This window comes from Amaricoccus solimangrovi, assembly GCF_006385685.1.
GTDB classification, from domain to species: Bacteria; Pseudomonadota; Alphaproteobacteria; order Rhodobacterales; family Rhodobacteraceae; genus Amaricoccus; species Amaricoccus solimangrovi.
This window is the reverse complement of record NZ_VFRP01000010.1, coordinates 68,692-83,089: the sequence shown is the minus strand read 5'-3', so window position 1 is coordinate 83,089 and position 14,398 is coordinate 68,692. Positions and strand designations below refer to the sequence as shown.

General features: G+C 71.9%; 16 protein-coding genes. 8 read left to right on the top strand and 8 right to left on the bottom strand.

All coding sequences use genetic code 11. The annotated features are described in order from the left end of the window. Positions 1 to 158 precede the first annotated feature (158 nt). Complete coding sequence (locus FJM51_RS11815; RefSeq protein ID WP_181164536.1) at positions 159 to 956, top strand: class I SAM-dependent methyltransferase; 798 nt, start codon at positions 159 to 161, stop codon at positions 954 to 956. A gap of 32 nt (positions 957 to 988) precedes the next feature. Here FJM51_RS11815 and iolE read toward each other — a convergent pair whose 3' ends face one another. Beyond that, a complete protein-coding gene (gene iolE / locus FJM51_RS11810) occupies positions 989 to 1,900 on the bottom strand; it encodes a myo-inosose-2 dehydratase (protein WP_140454350.1) in 912 nt (303 codons plus the stop codon). A 168-nt stretch (positions 1,901 to 2,068) separates the two neighbouring features. On the opposite strand from iolE, the gene FJM51_RS11805 reads away from it, so the two are divergent. Continuing rightward, complete coding sequence (locus FJM51_RS11805) at positions 2,069 to 3,193, top strand: Gfo/Idh/MocA family protein (protein WP_140454349.1); 1,125 nt, start codon at positions 2,069 to 2,071, stop codon at positions 3,191 to 3,193. Positions 3,194 to 3,264: 71 nt separating this feature from the next. Here the strand turns inward: FJM51_RS11805 and moaB are convergent, their stop codons facing one another. After that, positions 3,265 to 3,798 carry a molybdenum cofactor biosynthesis protein B gene (gene moaB / locus FJM51_RS11800; RefSeq protein ID WP_140454348.1) on the bottom strand — a complete coding sequence of 178 codons (534 nt, stop codon included), beginning with the start codon at positions 3,796 to 3,798 and terminating at the stop codon, positions 3,265 to 3,267. Further along, the gene (locus FJM51_RS11795; protein ID WP_140454347.1) at positions 3,791 to 4,597 is read right to left on the bottom strand and encodes a uracil-DNA glycosylase; all 807 of its coding nucleotides are present in this window, start codon (positions 4,595 to 4,597) and stop codon (positions 3,791 to 3,793) included. Before FJM51_RS11795 ends, moaB begins: the two co-directional genes overlap by 8 nt. A gap of 255 nt (positions 4,598 to 4,852) precedes the next feature. Between FJM51_RS11795 and FJM51_RS11790 the strand changes: the two genes are divergently transcribed. From FJM51_RS11790 to plsY, 3 genes are read left to right on the top strand one after another with little or no spacing between them, the layout of a single operon-like run. After that, positions 4,853 to 5,842, top strand: a complete 990-nt coding sequence (locus tag FJM51_RS11790; RefSeq protein ID WP_140454409.1) for an aspartate carbamoyltransferase catalytic subunit — start codon at positions 4,853 to 4,855, stop codon at positions 5,840 to 5,842. Further along, positions 5,836 to 7,116, top strand: coding sequence for a dihydroorotase (gene pyrC / locus FJM51_RS11785; RefSeq protein WP_140454346.1), 1,281 nt, complete (start codon positions 5,836 to 5,838; stop codon positions 7,114 to 7,116). Before FJM51_RS11790 ends, pyrC begins: the two co-directional genes overlap by 7 nt. After that, positions 7,116 to 7,697: a glycerol-3-phosphate 1-O-acyltransferase PlsY gene (gene plsY, locus FJM51_RS11780; RefSeq protein WP_140454345.1), complete on the top strand. Its 582-nt coding sequence runs from the start codon at positions 7,116 to 7,118 to the stop codon at positions 7,695 to 7,697. Before pyrC ends, plsY begins: the two co-directional genes overlap by 1 nt. Before the next feature lie 6 nt (positions 7,698 to 7,703). Here the strand turns inward: plsY and FJM51_RS11775 are convergent, their stop codons facing one another. From FJM51_RS11775 to FJM51_RS11755, 5 genes are all read right to left on the bottom strand, one after another. After that, positions 7,704 to 7,886 carry a hypothetical protein gene (locus FJM51_RS11775; protein WP_140454344.1) on the bottom strand — a complete coding sequence of 61 codons (183 nt, stop codon included), beginning with the start codon at positions 7,884 to 7,886 and terminating at the stop codon, positions 7,704 to 7,706. Between the two features lie 99 nt (positions 7,887 to 7,985). Then, positions 7,986 to 8,192: a hypothetical protein gene (locus FJM51_RS11770; protein WP_140454343.1), complete on the bottom strand. Its 207-nt coding sequence runs from the start codon at positions 8,190 to 8,192 to the stop codon at positions 7,986 to 7,988. A gap of 94 nt (positions 8,193 to 8,286) precedes the next feature. After that, positions 8,287 to 9,660 (bottom strand): glutamate--cysteine ligase, encoded by a 1,374-nt coding sequence (locus FJM51_RS11765; protein ID WP_140454342.1) that lies wholly within the window; start codon positions 9,658 to 9,660, stop codon positions 8,287 to 8,289. A 120-nt stretch (positions 9,661 to 9,780) separates the two neighbouring features. Then, a complete protein-coding gene (locus FJM51_RS11760) occupies positions 9,781 to 10,308 on the bottom strand; it encodes a hypothetical protein (RefSeq protein ID WP_140454341.1) in 528 nt (175 codons plus the stop codon). Next, positions 10,305 to 11,045 carry a 16S rRNA (uracil(1498)-N(3))-methyltransferase gene (locus tag FJM51_RS11755; protein WP_140454340.1) on the bottom strand — a complete coding sequence of 247 codons (741 nt, stop codon included), beginning with the start codon at positions 11,043 to 11,045 and terminating at the stop codon, positions 10,305 to 10,307. Before FJM51_RS11755 ends, FJM51_RS11760 begins: the two co-directional genes overlap by 4 nt. A 10-nt stretch (positions 11,046 to 11,055) precedes the next feature. Between FJM51_RS11755 and ubiA the strand changes: the two genes are divergently transcribed. From ubiA to FJM51_RS11740, 3 genes are all read left to right on the top strand, one after another. Further along, positions 11,056 to 12,048 carry a 4-hydroxybenzoate octaprenyltransferase gene (ubiA, locus tag FJM51_RS11750; protein ID WP_140454339.1) on the top strand — a complete coding sequence of 331 codons (993 nt, stop codon included), beginning with the start codon at positions 11,056 to 11,058 and terminating at the stop codon, positions 12,046 to 12,048. Positions 12,049 to 12,144: 96 nt separating this feature from the next. After that, positions 12,145 to 14,145 carry an OmpA family protein gene (locus tag FJM51_RS11745; RefSeq protein WP_140454338.1) on the top strand — a complete coding sequence of 667 codons (2,001 nt, stop codon included), beginning with the start codon at positions 12,145 to 12,147 and terminating at the stop codon, positions 14,143 to 14,145. After that, complete coding sequence (locus FJM51_RS11740) at positions 14,142 to 14,360, top strand: hypothetical protein (protein WP_140454337.1); 219 nt, start codon at positions 14,142 to 14,144, stop codon at positions 14,358 to 14,360. The genes FJM51_RS11745 and FJM51_RS11740 overlap by 4 nt, the downstream gene beginning before the upstream one ends. The last annotated feature ends 38 nt before the right edge of the window (positions 14,361 to 14,398 follow it).

The following is a 14,398-nucleotide window of genomic DNA, read 5'->3' as shown; positions in this document are numbered from 1 at the left end:
CTCTTTGGCTTTTCGGGCATGGTAACGCGGCCGGGAGGGGACGTCTCGCCCCAATGCCGAAAATGCGAGCGATCTGGGCCGGCGCCGCTCCGGCGAGTCGCCTGGGCGCCCGTTTCGCGCTATTCTCCGCTCAGGCCGCGGCTTTTCGCGAGGTCCGGATGTCCGTGCTCATTCACTCCTCCCTCGACCACCACGCCGATTTCTACGACGCGGGGCTGGGACCGGTGCTGCTCGAGGGCTTCGCCGCCGATCTCGCCTGGCGCGCCGCGGAACTCGGCCCCCGGCGCATTCTCGAACTCGCCGCGGGGACCGGGGTCCTGACCCGGGCGCTCCGCGCGCGGCTGCCCGGCGCGGCGCTGACGGTGACCGACATCGACGCGGCGATGCTCGCCCGCGCCCGCGCCAGCATGGGCGACGGCGCGGATTTCGAACTCGCCGATTGCGCCGCCCTGCCCTTCGCGGACGCGGCCTTCGACCTCGCCGTCTGCCAGTTCGGCGTCGCGCTCTTCCCGCGCAAGACCGATGCCTTCCAGGAGGTGGCGCGGGTGGTGCGTCCGGGCGGGACCTATCTCTTCAACTGCTGGGGGCCGATCGCCGCCAATCCCTATGCCAGGATCGCGGGGGATGCGATCGCGACGCTGATCGGCCATCCGCCGGAGAGCTGGACGACGCCCCACGCCTATGCCGATCCGCGCCGGATCAGCCTCGACCTGCGCGCCGCCGGCTGGTGCCGGATCGACGCGGCCGAGGTCGCGGTGACCGCGCGCGTCGCCGATCCGGAGGGATTCGCCAGGGGGCTGGTGCTCGGCTCCCCGGTAAGCGCCGAGATCCGCGCGGCGGCGGTCGATCCGGCCGAGGCCGTCGCCGCCGTCGCCCGCGCGCTCACCGCGGCCTTCGGTCCGCCGCCCTTCGCGATGCCGCTCGCCGCGACCGTCCACATCTGCCACACGCCGTAGGGCGGACATCTGTCCGCCCCCGGCCCGAGGCCTCACGCCCCGACGGTGCCTTCCACCTCGTATCCCGCCGCGTCCATGACGCGCAGGAGTTCCCGGTGCCCGATCTTCGCCATCTCGAGCGGCGGCGAGACCTTCGGATCCTGCTCCGCCTCGACGACGAACCAGCCCTCGTAGCCGTGGCCGGCGAGCTTCCTCACGATCGCCTCGAAATCGAGCGAGCCGTCGCCCGGCACGGTGAAGGCGCCCTTCACCACCGCGTCGAGGAAGCTCTCGCGCGTCCGGTCGAGCCCGTCGATCACGCCCATCCGCACGTCCTTGGTGTGAACATGGGATATCCGCGCATGATGGTTGTCGATCACGCGCAGCACGTCGCCGCCGGCGAAGGCCATGTGGCCCGCGTCGTAGAGAAGCGGAATGCCCTCGCCCGAATGCTTCATGAAAAGGTCGAGCTCCTCTTCGGTCTCGATCGCCGCCGCCATGTGGTGATGGTAGGAAAGCGGCATCCCCTGCTCGGCGCACCATTCACCGAACTCGGTCATCTTGCGGCCATAGACCCGGATCTCCTCCTCGGAGAGCTTCGGCTTGGTCGCGAGCGGCGCCGATTTCACCCCCTGGATCGAGCGCGCGGTCTCGCCATAGACGATGCAGGGCGCCCCCATCGCCTTGAAGAGCTCCATCTGCGGCGCGATCCGGTCCTTCTCCACCGCGATCTCGCCGTCGAGCAGCAGGCCCGAGAACCAGCCGCCGCAGACCGAGATCCCGTATTTCGCGAGGATCGGCCCGAGTTCCTTCGGATCCATCGGGAAGCGCCGCCCGGTCTCCATGCCGGTATAGCCCGCCTCGCGCGCCTGGCGCAGGCATTCCTCGAGCGACACGTCGTCGCTCAGCTCCGCCAGATCGTCGTTCCACCACGCGATCGGCGCGATTCCAAGTTTCGCCTTCATTGCGGACCCTCCCGGTCGATATGGCCGCGGCGTCGATTCGCGGGCGCGGCGCGGCTTCGCGATGATTAGGGATTCCGGATTGACAGCACAAGCATTCCAAATGATACAACTGACAGAATTTTTGTTCCCAATGGCCGCGGGTCACGGAACGGAGGGGGAGGACAAGGAATGGCAGTCGCGAAACGCGAACTGAGGATCGGCCTGATCGGCACCGGATTCATGGGCAAGACCCATACCTTCGGCTTCGCCGCCGCCGACCGTGTGTTCGACCTGCCCTATGCGCTCACCCTGCGCGCGGTCGCCGACCGGACCGACGCGCTCGCCGCCGAGGCCGCCGCCTCCTTCGGCTTCGAGAGCTCGACCGGCGACTGGCGCGCGATCATCGCCGATCCCGCGATCGACGTGGTGGACATCACCACCCCGAACGCGCTCCACAAGGAGATGGCGCTGGCCGCCATCGCGGCCGGCAAGCACGTCTATTGCGAGAAGCCGCTGGCCCCGCTCGCCGCCGACGCCATCGAGATGGCGGACGCGGCCGAGAAGGCGGGCGTCAAAACGCAGGTCGGCTTCAACTACCTCTGCAACCCGATCATGCTGCTCGCGCGCGAGATGATCCGCTCGGGCGAGCTCGGCGAGATCCGCTCCTACCGCGGCGTCCATGCCGAGGACTACATGGCCGACGCCGCGAATTCCGGCGGCTTCCGCGTCGATCCGGCCGGCGGCGGCGCCTTCGCCGACATCGGCAGCCACGCGCTCGCCACGGCGGAATACCTGCTCGGGCCGATCACCGCGGTGATGGGCGACCACGTGACCGCGATCGCCGAGCGCCCGGACGGCCAGGGCGGCGCGCGCAGGATCGAGGTCGATGACATCGGCCGCGCCTTCCTGCGTTTCGAGAGCGGCGCCTCGGGCAGCCTCGAGGCGAGCTGGATCGCCACGGGCCAGGAGATGCAGCACGAATTCGAGGTCTACGGCTCGAAGGGCGCGATCACCTTCTCCCAGGAGCGGCTGAACGAGCTGCGCTACTTCAACGCGGGCGATCCCGAGGGCCGCCGGGGCTTCCGGACCATCCTCTCGGGACCGGAGCATCCGCCCTATGGCCGCTTCTGCGTCGCGGGCGGGCACCAGCTCGGTTTCAACGACCTGAAGGCGATCGAGGTCGCGGGCTTCGTCCGCGCCATCGCGGGCGAGCAGCCGGAGCCCTTCAACTTCCGCGCCGGCGCCCGGATCATGACGCTGGTCGAGGCGATCGCGACCTCGTCCCGGACCCGCGCCTGGGTCGAGGGACTCTGACCCGCGCGATATGCATATGCATAATCGCCGCCTGAAAAGCCCCGCGGCGCAATATGCATATGCATATCATCCTACTTCCGCCGCCGGTGCTCCTCGAGCCGCGGCAGGATCTCGACGAAGTTGCAGGGCCGGTGGCGGTAGTCGAGCTGGCCCTTCAGGATCTCGTCCCAGGCATCGCGGCACGCTCCGGGCGAGCCTGGCAGCGCGAAGAGATAGGTTCCGCCCGCGACTCCGGCGCAGGCCCGGCTCTGCACCGCGGAGGTGCCGATCTTCTGGTACGAGACCAGCGTGAAGACCGTCGCGAAGGCCGTGATCTCCTTCTCGTAGACCGCGCGATGCGCCTCCACCGTCACGTCGCGCCCGGTGAGCCCGGTGCCGCCGGTCGAGATCACCACGTCGACCCCCGGATCGGCGATCCATTCGCGCAGGCTCGCCGCGATCTCCGCCTCCTCGTCACGCAGGATGCGCCGGTCGGCCAGCCTGTGCCCCGCCTCCGCGATCCGCTGGACCAGCGTATCGCCCGAGCGGTCGCTCGCGAGATCGCGTGTGTCGGAGACGGTCAGCACCGCGATGTTGACCGGCAGGAAGTCCCGTTCCTCAGCCATGCCCGTTTCCGTCCAGCCAGACGCGGAGCGCGAGCAGATCCGCCCAGGCCTCCCGCTTCGCGATCCCGTTCCGGAGCAGATAGGCGGGATGGAGCATCGGCAGCACCGGCCTGCCCCGCCACTCCGCCCATTGCCCGCGCAGCCGGGTGATCCCGGTCGTGGTGCCGAGCACCGTGCGCGCCGCCGGATTGCCCATCACGACGATCACCTCCGGCGCCGCGAGTTCGATGTGGCGGAACAGGAAGGGCATCATCATCGCCGATTCCGCCCCCGCCGGGTCGCGGTTCTCCGGCGGGCGCCAGGGCAGCACGTTGGTGATGTAGAGCGCCTGCCCCGGCTCCTCCGCCTGGCGCGACAGGCCGATCGTGGCGAACATCCGGTCGAGCAGCCGCCCGGAGCGCCCGACGAAGGGCAGGCCCGCCATGTCCTCGTCCCGCCCCGGCGCCTCGCCCACGATCATCACCCGCGCCGCCGGGTTCCCGTCGGCGAAGACGGTCGATTTCGACGCCGCCTTGAGCGGGCAGCCCTCGTAGGCCGCGATCGCGGCGCGGAGCGCCGCGAGATCGGCGCAGCCGGCGGCGATCGCGCGCGCGTCCTCCGCCGCCGCCTCCGCCTCGCTCTCGGGCGTGGCCACGCGCGCCTCGGCCGGCGGCGGCGCGGGCCGGGGCGGCTTCGCCGGACGCTCCGCCGCCTCGAACCGGTTGACCGGCGCCTCGCCGATCGCCTCGTCGGCGCCGGCCTCGACCTGCCAGGCGAGCGCGGCGAGATCGGCCGCGAAGGTGGAGGAAACCGCTGTCATGACCCCGGTTCTACCCCGCCGCGGCCCCGGGAGAAAGCCCGCCCGGAGCCGAGGCACCGGCCACGGGCGTGGCATCCGGAGCGCGCCGCGGGCGCGACATCGGCAGCGCGCCGCCGGCGCGACATCGGCAGCGCGCCGCGGGCGCGACACCGCCACGGGCGCTCCGCCCGACGCGGCGCCCCCCGCCGGAGGGGGGCGACGGGCGAAGCCCGGCGGCGACGGCCGGCCGACCTTGCCCGCGCGGCCGACCTTGGTATAGATGCCGCGACACGGGAAGCGGAGGGCCTCTTGTTCGCGCATCGCCACCTTCTGGGCATCCAGGGCCTCTCCCGGTCCGATATCGAGACGATCCTCGACCTCGCCGACAGCTATGTCGAGCTGAACCGCGGCCGCGACAAGCGCGCCGACGCGCTGCGCGGCATGACCCAGATCAACATGTTCTTCGAGAACTCGACCCGGACCCAGGCGAGTTTCGAACTCGCGGGCAAGCGGCTCGGCGCGGATGTGATGAACATGGCCGTGGCCCAGTCCTCGGTGAAGAAGGGCGAGACGCTGATCGACACGGCGATGACGCTGAACGCGATGCATCCCGACCTGCTCGTCGTGCGCCATCCGAATTCGGGCGCGGTCAACCTGCTCGCCTCCAAGGTCAATTGCGCGGTGCTGAACGCCGGCGACGGGCGGCACGAGCATCCGACGCAGGCGCTGCTCGATGCCTTGACGATCCGCCGGCGCAAGGGGCGGCTCTCGCGGCTCACCGTCGCGATCTGCGGCGACATCGCGCACAGCCGGGTGGCGCGCTCCAACATCCTGCTGCTTGGCCGGATGGAGAACCGGCTGCGGATCATCGGCCCGCCGACGCTGCTGCCGCCCGGCATCGGGAATTTCGGCGTCGAGGTCTTCGAGGACATGCGCGAGGGGCTGAGGGACGCGGACGTGGTGATGATGCTGAGGCTGCAGAAGGAGCGGATGGACGGCGCCTTCATCCCGTCGATGCGCGAATACTACCACCGCTTCGGCCTGGACGCGGAGAAGCTCGTCCATGCGAAGCCGGATGCGATCGTGATGCATCCCGGCCCGATGAACCGGGGCGTGGAGATCGACGGGCTGCTCGCCGACGACATCAACGTGAGCGTGATCCAGGAGCAGGTCGAGATGGGCGTGGCCGTGCGCATGGCCGCGATGGACCTGCTCGCGCGCAACCTCCGCGCCCGCAATGATCGCGACGAGACCGTGCCATGCTGACCCTCGTGAACGCGCGCCTGATCGACCCGGAAGAGGGCAAGATCCGCGAGGGCGGGATCGTGATCGACGCCGGGCGGATCGTCGAACTGCTGAGCCCCGGCGAGCGGGCGCCCGCCAGGGGCGCGGTCGAGGATTGCCGCGGCCTCTGCCTCGCGCCCGGCATCATCGACATCGGCGTCAAGATCGGCGAGCCGGGCGAGCGGCACAAGGAGAGCTTCCGCACCGCGGGCGCCGCCGCGGCGGCCGGGGGCGTCACGACCATGGTGACGCGGCCCGACACCGAACCCGCGATCGACGATCCCGAGGTGCTCGAATTCCTGCTGCGACGCGCGGTCGACGCGAGCCCGGTCAACGTGCTGCCGCTCGCGGCGCTCACCAAGGGGCGCGCGGGCCAGGAGATGACCGAGATCGGCTTCCTGACCGACGCGGGCGCGGTCGCCTTCACCGATGTGACGGCCGTCGCCAATCCGCGCGTCTTCCAGCGCTGCCTCACCTACGCCGCCGGGCTCGGCGCGCTCGTCATCGGCCATCCGCAGGAGCCGGTGCTGTCGCAAGGCGCCTGCGCGACCTCGGGCCAGTTCGCGAGCCAGCTCGGCCTGCCCGCCGTCTCGCCGATGGCCGAGCGGATCGGGCTCGAACGCGACCTCGCGCTCGTCGAGATGACCGGGGCGCGCTACCACGCCGATCAGCTCTCGACCGCGCGGAGCCTGCCGGCGCTGCGCCGCGCGCGCGAGGCCGGGCTCGACGTCACCGCGGGCGTCTCGATCCACCATCTGACGCTCAACGAATTCGACGTCGGCGACTACCGCACCTTCTTCAAGCTCACGCCCCCGCTCCGCTCCGAGGCGGACCGGATGGCGATGGTCGAGGCGGTGATGGCGGGCGAGATCGAGATCATCGGCTCCTTCCACACGCCGCGCGACGAGGAGGAGAAGCGGCTGCCCTTCGAGGAGGCCGCGGCCGGGGCGGTCGGGCTCGAGACGCTGCTGCCGGCGGCGCTGCGCCTCCATCACGCCGGGCAGATGACGCTGCCCGCGCTCTGGCGCGCGCTCGCCCTCAACCCCGCGCGGCTGCTCGGGCTCGAGGCGGGCCGGCTCGCCCCCGGCGCCCCCGCCGATCTCGTGCTCTTCGATCCGGACGTGCCCTACGTGCTCGACCGGGCGAAGCTGCGCTCGAAGTCGAAGAACACGCCCTTCGACCTGACGCGGATGCAGGGCCGGGTCGAGGGCACCTGGGTCGCCGGCAACCGGGTCTTCACGCGGGAGGCGGCCTGATGCTCGCGCTGGTGGCGCTCGGCGCCTATCTTCTCGGCTCGATCCCGTTCGGCCTGCTGATCACGCGGGCGATGGGCCTCGGCGACCTGCGCGGCATCGGCTCGGGCAATATCGGCGCGACCAACGTGCTCAGGACCGGGAACAAGGGCGCGGCGGCGGCCACGCTGCTGCTCGACGGGCTGAAGGGGGCGGTGGCCGTGCTGCTCGCCGGCCGGATCGCGGGGCCGGAGGCGGCGCTCGTCGCGGGTGGCGCGGCCTTCCTCGGCCACTGCTTTCCGGTCTGGCTCGGCTTCCGGGGCGGCAAGGGGGTCGCGACCTTCCTCGGCGTGGTGCTGGCGCTCGCGCCGCTCGTCGGCCTGATCTGCTGCGCGACCTGGCTTCTCGTCGCCAAGCTCACGCGGATCTCCTCGCTCTCGGCGCTCGTCGCCGCCGTGCTGGCGCCGGTCTGGCTGGCGCTGCTCGGCCCGCCGGGCTCGGTCTGGCTCGGGATCGTGCTCGCCGCGCTGATCCTCGCGCGGCACCACGCCAATATCCGGCGCCTGATGAACGGGACGGAACCCCGGATCGGCGCGAAGGGCTGAGGCCTCTCAGCCGAAGGCGGCGAAGATCTTCGCGAGCTGCGCCCTGGGATCGGCCCCGGGCGTCGACTCGGCGGCGACCTGCTGGCCCTGATCGACCAGACGCTGGAGCGCGGCGATCAGGCCGCATTCCTCGGGATAGAGGGCGCCGGCGGGCGGTATCGGATGCGGTTGGGTCAGCGACGGTTGCATGATGTCCTCCACGGGGTTCGCGCCGAGCGTGCGGCCCCGCCGGTTAGCAATTCGTAACCGGCGCGCGGGTCAGGCCCGGCTTCGTTACCCGACTGTCGCTCAATCGCCGAAATCGGCGGCGCCGAGGCTGTCGAGATCGACGTAGCACCGGCCGGCGCCGAGGTCGAAGGCGCCGCTCACCGAGCAGCGCGCGCGGGCCACGGCGTAGCGCAATCCCTCCACGAAATCGTCGGGATCGGCGTAGAGGTCGTCTTCGGACTCGAATTCGAATTCGTCCCTGGGGGCGGTCTTTCGCGGGCGGGGCATGGCGAATCTCCTTGATCAATGACTCAAGGATGCGCCCCGCCCCGTGATGCGGCCGTGATAGGCCCGTTACAAACCGTCGCCCGCGCGCCCCGGATCAGTAACTATATGCCTCGTAGAGCGGGGAAAGCTTGCCATTCCACGCGTCCCGGTAGCGGGCGAGCATCTCGTCGGCCTGGGTCTGGCCCGATTCGACGATCTCCTGCAGCGCGTTCAGGAAGTGGGTCTCGTCGGGCATCAGCCCGCCCGCGCCGGGCCGCGCCCGCGCCCTGAGCCCCGCCTCGGCGACGGCGAGCACGTCGCGGGCGAAATCGCGAAGCGGGCGCCCGTCGGGCATGGTCGCGCGAAGCCCGTCCTTCGCCGCGTCGTGGCGAAGCCGGTCGCGCTCCTCCGCGCTCCAGCCCTTCACCAGATCCCAGGCGCCGTCGAGCGCGGCCGTGTCGTAGAGGAGCCCGACCCAGAGCGCCGGCAGCGCGCAGAGCCGGCGCCAGGGGCCGCCGTCCGCGCCGCGCATCTCCATGAACTTCTTGATCCGGACCTCGGGGAAGATCGTCGTCAGGTGGTCCGCCCAGTCCGAGAGCGTCGGCTTCTCGCCCGGCAGCGCGGGAAGCTCGCCCCTCAGGAAGTCGCGGAAGCTCTGGCCGAGCGCGTCGATGTAGCGGCCGTCGCGGTAGACGAAATACATCGGCACGTCGAGCGCGTAGTCGACGTAGCGCTCGAAGCCCATACCGTCCTCGAAGACGAAGGGCAGCATGCCGGTGCGCGCCGGATCGGTGTCGCGCCAGATCCGCGCGCGCCAGGACTGCCAGCCGTTCACCTTGCCCTCGAAGAAGGGCGAGCAGGCGAAGAGCGCGGTCGCGACCGGCTGCAGCGCGAGCGAGACGCGGAACTTCTTCACCATGTCCGCCTCGGAGGCGAAGTCGAGATTCACCTGCACGGTGCAGGTGCGGTACATCATCTGCGTGCCGTGGCTTCCGACCTGGCCCATGTAGCGCGTCATCAGCGCGTAGCGGCCCTTCGGCATCACCGGCATCTCGTCCGCGGTCCATTCCGGCGCCGCGCCGAGGCCGAGGAAGGCCGCGCCCACCTCGTCGGCGATCGCCTTCACCTCGCGCAGATGCGCGTTCACCTCGTCGCAGGTCTCGTGGATCGTCCTCAGCGTCGCGCCGGAGAGCTCGAGCTGGCCGCCGGGTTCGAGGCTGACGTTGGCCCCGTTCTTCTCGAGCCCGATGAGCTTGCCGCCCTCCTCCACCGGCGCCCAGCCGAAGCGGTCGCGCAGGCCCGAGAGCATGGTCAGGATCGAGGCCGCGCCCTCGTAGGGCAGCGGCTTGTGATCGGCGATCGTATAGCCGAACTTCTCGTGCTCGGTGCCGATGCGCCAGTCCTCGGCGGGCTTGCAGCCGGAGGCGAGATATTCGGCGAGCTGGTCATGCGACTCGATGAGGCCGCCGCCGGATTGTGGGATCGACATGGGATAGCTCGCCTTCGAATTCGTGGCACCGGCCGTTCAACGCGGCCCAGCCTTAGTGCCGCGCCATGGCCAAGGCAAGTCGTGGAAAAGTCCCGAATCGGGCGCCCGCGCCGCCTCCGCTCAGCCCGCCTTGCGCCAGAGCGTGGCGCGGCGCGCGCCCGGCTCGGTGATCGTCGCGGCGCCCAGATCGAAGTCGATCCCGGGAAGCGCGCTCAGCGTGGAGACGAGCGCCTCGGCCCCGTGCGCGCCGAGGGGAATCACGAGTTCGGACCCGTCCTCGGCCCGGATGAGCCAGGCGTGGGACGAATCGGGCGGAACATGCGGCCGGGTGACGATCTCGACCGAGACCACGGCGGGCAGGTCGACGAAGCCGCCGCCGCGCGGCCCGAGATAGCCGATGCGCGCCTCGTCGATCACGACCATCCCCTCGGAGGGTACGTCGCTCCGCAGCCGCCGCCGGCGCAGCGCGTCGCGCAGCAGGCCGAAGCCCGCCGCCGCCGCGACGAGGCCGACGACGAAGCTGAGCGGCGCGAGATTCATGTAGCCGATGAAGATCAGCCAGAGGCCGAGCGCGAGGAGCGCGCCCCAGAGAATCGGCTCGCGCCAGTCGCGCAGCCGCGCGACGATGCCCGCCCCGAGGAAGCTCACCGCCAGTCCCCCAGCACCGACTGCCAGAGCGTGACCGCGGCGACGGCGGCGGTATCGGCGCGCAGCACCCGGGGGCCGAGCGTGACCGGCAGGACGAAGGGCAGACCGCGCAGCCGCGTGAGTTCCTCCTCCGCGAAACCGCCCTCCGGGCCGATCAGGATCGCCCAGGGCGCGCCGGGCGCGGCCTCGGCGAGCGCCTCGGCGGCCGGGCGCGCCATGCGCGTCTCGTCGCAGAACATCAGCCGCCGCGCGGAATCCCAGCCGTCGAGCAGCCGGTCGAGCTTCGCCGGCTCGACGATCTCGGGCACATGGGTCTCGCCGCATTGCTCGGCCGCCTCGATCGCATGGGCGCGCAGCCGGTCGAGCCGCAGCCGCTCGGAATTGGTATGACGCGTGAAGACCGGCGCGATCCGGGCGCAACCGAGCTCCGTCGCCTTCTCGACGATGAAATCGGTCCGCGCCTTCTTGATCGGCGCGAAATGCAGCGTGAGATCCGGCGGACGCCGCTGCGGCTGGCCCTTCGCGAAGACCCTGAGCGCGCCGCCGTTGCGCGCGACGCGTGTCACGCGGGCGTACCATTCGCCGTCGCGCCCGTTGAAGACGGTGACCGGCGCCTCGGGGCCCAGGCGCATGACATTGAAGAGATAATGCGCCTGCTCCGGCGCGAGCGGAACCTCGGCGCCGGTGTCGAGCGCGGGATGCACAAAAAGCCTGATCTTGCCGCCGACTTCTGCCATATATCCCCCCATGAGCGCGCAATCTAATCCGAGCGGAGCCTCCCAGGGAAGCGTCGCGGACGCGGTCCGCGGCAACTGGGTCGACTTCCGCGCCCCCCGCTGGACCCGCCCTTATCTCAGGCTGAGCCGGGCCGACAGGCCGATCGGAACCTGGCTGCTGCTGATCCCCTGCTGGTGGGGCGTCGCGCTGGCGGCCGCGGCCGATGCGGGCGGCGCGCGGCCGCCCGATCTCTGGATCGCGCTCGGCTGCGCGCTCGGCGCGGTGCTGATGCGCGGCGCCGGCTGCACCTGGAATGACCTGACCGACCAGGATTTCGATGCGAAGGTCGCGCGTACCCGATCCCGCCCCCTGCCCTCGGGCCAGGTGACGCCGCGCGGCGCGGCCGCCTGGATGGTGATCCAGGCGCTCCTGGCCTGCGCGATCCTCCTGACCTTCCCCCCGGCGGCGATCTGGCTCGGCGTCGCCTCGCTCGCGCTCGTCGCGATCTACCCCTTCGCGAAACGCTTCACCTGGTGGCCGCAGGTCTTTCTCGGCCTCGCCTTCAACTGGGGCGCGCTGCTCGCCTGGGCGGCGCATGCGGGCGGGCTCGGCTGGCCCCCGGTCCTGCTCTATCTCGCGGGCATCTCCTGGACGCTGTTCTACGACACGATCTACGCTCATCAGGACCGCGAGGACGACGCGCTGATCGGGGTCAAATCAACCGCGCGCCTCTTCGGAACGGCGACGAAACGCTGGCTCGCGGGTTTCGCCACGCTGACCGTCGCGCTGCTCGCGCTCGCCATCCTCGCGGCGGGGCTCGAACCGCTCGCGCGCGCCTGCGCCTTCGCCGGGCTCGCGGCGATGGCGGGCCATCTCCTCTGGCAGCTGCGGCGGCTCGACATCGACGATCCCGACGGCTGCCTGACGCTGTTCCGCTCGAACCGCGACGCGGGGCTGCTGCTCGTGGCGGGCTTCCTGCTCGCCATCGCGGCGGCGGCGCTCCGGGACGTGACGGGGTCGTGAGGGCCGGGCCGTTGAAGCGCCCCGCGGCTTGGGGGTAAACACGGCGGCCGCCCGCTGGGCGCGCGGCCCGGGGAGACAATCGAGGCAACCTGATCGATGCGGCCAGCGGCCCTCATCTTCGGCGTGATCGCCTTCGGCGCGGCGGGAGCCGGCGCCTTCGAACTCGCCCGGCTCGGCGTCGCGCGGTTCGAGGCCGCCTCGCGCGCGGAGGTCGCGGGCGCGCTCTCGGAGGCCGGGCAGGACTGGGCGCGGGTCACGACCGACGGGCTCGTCGTCGCGCTCTCGGGCGAGGCCCCCGACGAGGCGGCGCGGGTGCGCGCCGTCGCGGTCGCCCGCTCCCTCGTCGACGAGGGCCGGGTCCGGGACCATGTGACGGTCAGGGCCGCCGACCCGGTCGCCCCGCCCGATTTCTCGCTCGAACTGCTGCGCGACGGCGACGAGGTCTCGCTGATCGGCCTCGTTCCGGCGCGCGGCGGGCGCGCGGCGATCCGGACCGGGCTCGAGGACGCAGGCCTCGGCGGCACGGTGAGCGACATGCTGCAGACGGCGGAGGAGCCCATCCCCGCCGGCTGGACCGACGCGCTCGCGCTCGGCCTGCGCGCGCTCCGGCAGGCGCCGCGCTCGAAGGTCAGCATCGACCCCGGCCATGTGCGCGTCGCCGCCGCCGTCGAGACCGAGGAGGCGCGGCGCGCGCTCGAGGCGGCGTTGCGCGGGGCGCGGCCGCGCAGCGTGATGCTGACGCTCGACGTCACCGCGCCCCGGCAAGTCATCTCGCCCTTCCGGATCGATTTCGTCTCGACCGGCGAAAGCGGTCATTTCGAGGCCTGCTCGGCGGAGAGCGTCGCCGACGTGGTGGAGATCAGCGTCGCCGCCCATCGGCTCGGCGCCGAGGGCGATCCGGATTGCGCCATCGGCCTCGGCGCGCCCTCGGCCGACTGGACGGCGGCGGTGGTGACGGGGCTCGACGCGCTGCGCGCGCTCGGCGGCGGCCGGTTCGCGATCCGCGACCTCGAGGCGACGCTGACCGGCCCCGAGGGCATGGATCCCGCGCGGCTCGCCGAGGCCGGCGCGCGCCTCGGCCGCGACCTGCCCGAAGGCTTCAGCCTCAACACGATCGCCCCGCCGCGCACCGCCGCCGGACCGGACGGGGCGGAGCACTACGCGCCGCGATTCGACGCGCGGCTCGGAGCGGATGGCGCGCTGCGCCTCTCCGGGGCGCTCCAGAACGCGACCTCGCGCGACGCGATCGAGAGCTACGCGGCGGCGCTCGCGGGCCATGACCGGGTGACGAACGAGACGGTGATCGATCCCTCGCTGCCCGACGGCTGGCCGAGCCGCGTGCTGGTCGCCCTCGCGGCGCTTTCCGAACTTCGCGAGGGCGCGGCCGAGGTGACGCCGGACCAGGTCACGCTCCGGGGCGAGGGCGCGGATGTCGGAACCAACGCGCGCGTCCGCGCCCTGCTCGCAGAGAAGCTCGGGGACGGCGCCGCGGCGGAACTGACGCTCGTACCCCCGCCCGCCCCGGCGCCGCCCGACCGCCCGCCGGCGCCCCCGCCCCCGGCCGCGCCGGCGCCCGAGACCGCCGCGCATTGCAGCGAGGACGTGACGGCGATCCTCGATGATTCGCAGATCGCCTTCGCCCCGGGCTCCGCCGAGATCGATCCGGAGAGCCACGGCACGATCCTTGCGATCGCGGACGTGCTGCGCGGCTGCCCGGGCGCGGGGTTCGAGCTTGGCGGGCATACCGATTCCCAAGGCTCGGACGCCGGCAACCTGCGCCTCAGCCAGAGCCGGGCGGAGGCGGTGGTGGCGGCGCTTCGCGCCGAGATCCCCGAGGGCGTGACGCTGACCGCGAAGGGTTATGGCGAGGCCGAGCCGATCGCCGACAACGCGACCGAGGCGGGCCGGGCGAAGAACCGGCGGATCACCATCCGCGTCACCTCGGCGCCGGATGCTTCCCCGGACACGGCGGAAGGCACCCCGGGGGCGGCGCCGGCGCCAGGCACGACGGTGGTGGCCCCCGCGCCGCGGGCCACGGTGGAGACCGCGCCGGAGGAGGTGGCACCCCCGCCGCCGCAAGGATCGGGAGACGAATGAACCAGGAACAGCTTACGCTCGCCCTCGCCGGCGCGCTCTTCGGGGCCATGCTGCTCGGCTGGGTGCTGCGCTGGATCTTCGGGCATCTCAACGCGGGGCCGCGGGTGGATCTCGCCGAGCATCACGCGCTCGTCGCCCGCTTCGCCGCCGCCGAGGCGGAGATCGCCGAGCTTCGCGCCCGCCTCGACTCGCGCGAACCCGACGCGGCGCCCTGAGAAGGACGCCGCCCGCGTGTCATCCGGCGGCCCGCGCC

What these genes read in the sequence shown, in the direction of transcription:
- FJM51_RS11765 (WP_140454342.1), bottom strand. Translation starts at nt 9,660, where the DNA reads ATGTCGATCCCACAATCCGGCGGCGGCCTCATCGAGTCGCATGACCAG.
- FJM51_RS11755 (WP_140454340.1), bottom strand. Translation starts at nt 11,045, where the DNA reads ATGGCAGAAGTCGGCGGCAAGATCAGGCTTTTTGTGCATCCCGCGCTC.
- iolE (WP_140454350.1), bottom strand. Translation starts at nt 1,900, where the DNA reads ATGAAGGCGAAACTTGGAATCGCGCCGATCGCGTGGTGGAACGACGAT.
- FJM51_RS11815 (WP_181164536.1), top strand. Translation starts at nt 159, where the DNA reads ATGTCCGTGCTCATTCACTCCTCCCTCGACCACCACGCCGATTTCTAC.
- pyrC (WP_140454346.1), top strand. Translation starts at nt 5,836, where the DNA reads ATGCTGACCCTCGTGAACGCGCGCCTGATCGACCCGGAAGAGGGCAAG.
- FJM51_RS11805 (WP_140454349.1), top strand. Translation starts at nt 2,069, where the DNA reads ATGGCAGTCGCGAAACGCGAACTGAGGATCGGCCTGATCGGCACCGGA.
- FJM51_RS11775 (WP_140454344.1), bottom strand. Translation starts at nt 7,886, where the DNA reads ATGCAACCGTCGCTGACCCAACCGCATCCGATACCGCCCGCCGGCGCC.
- plsY (WP_140454345.1), top strand. Translation starts at nt 7,116, where the DNA reads ATGCTCGCGCTGGTGGCGCTCGGCGCCTATCTTCTCGGCTCGATCCCG.
- ubiA (WP_140454339.1), top strand. Translation starts at nt 11,056, where the DNA reads ATGAGCGCGCAATCTAATCCGAGCGGAGCCTCCCAGGGAAGCGTCGCG.
- FJM51_RS11770 (WP_140454343.1), bottom strand. Translation starts at nt 8,192, where the DNA reads ATGCCCCGCCCGCGAAAGACCGCCCCCAGGGACGAATTCGAATTCGAG.
- FJM51_RS11795 (WP_140454347.1), bottom strand. Translation starts at nt 4,597, where the DNA reads ATGACAGCGGTTTCCTCCACCTTCGCGGCCGATCTCGCCGCGCTCGCC.
- moaB (WP_140454348.1), bottom strand. Translation starts at nt 3,798, where the DNA reads ATGGCTGAGGAACGGGACTTCCTGCCGGTCAACATCGCGGTGCTGACC.
- FJM51_RS11745 (WP_140454338.1), top strand. Translation starts at nt 12,145, where the DNA reads ATGCGGCCAGCGGCCCTCATCTTCGGCGTGATCGCCTTCGGCGCGGCG.
- FJM51_RS11740 (WP_140454337.1), top strand. Translation starts at nt 14,142, where the DNA reads ATGAACCAGGAACAGCTTACGCTCGCCCTCGCCGGCGCGCTCTTCGGG.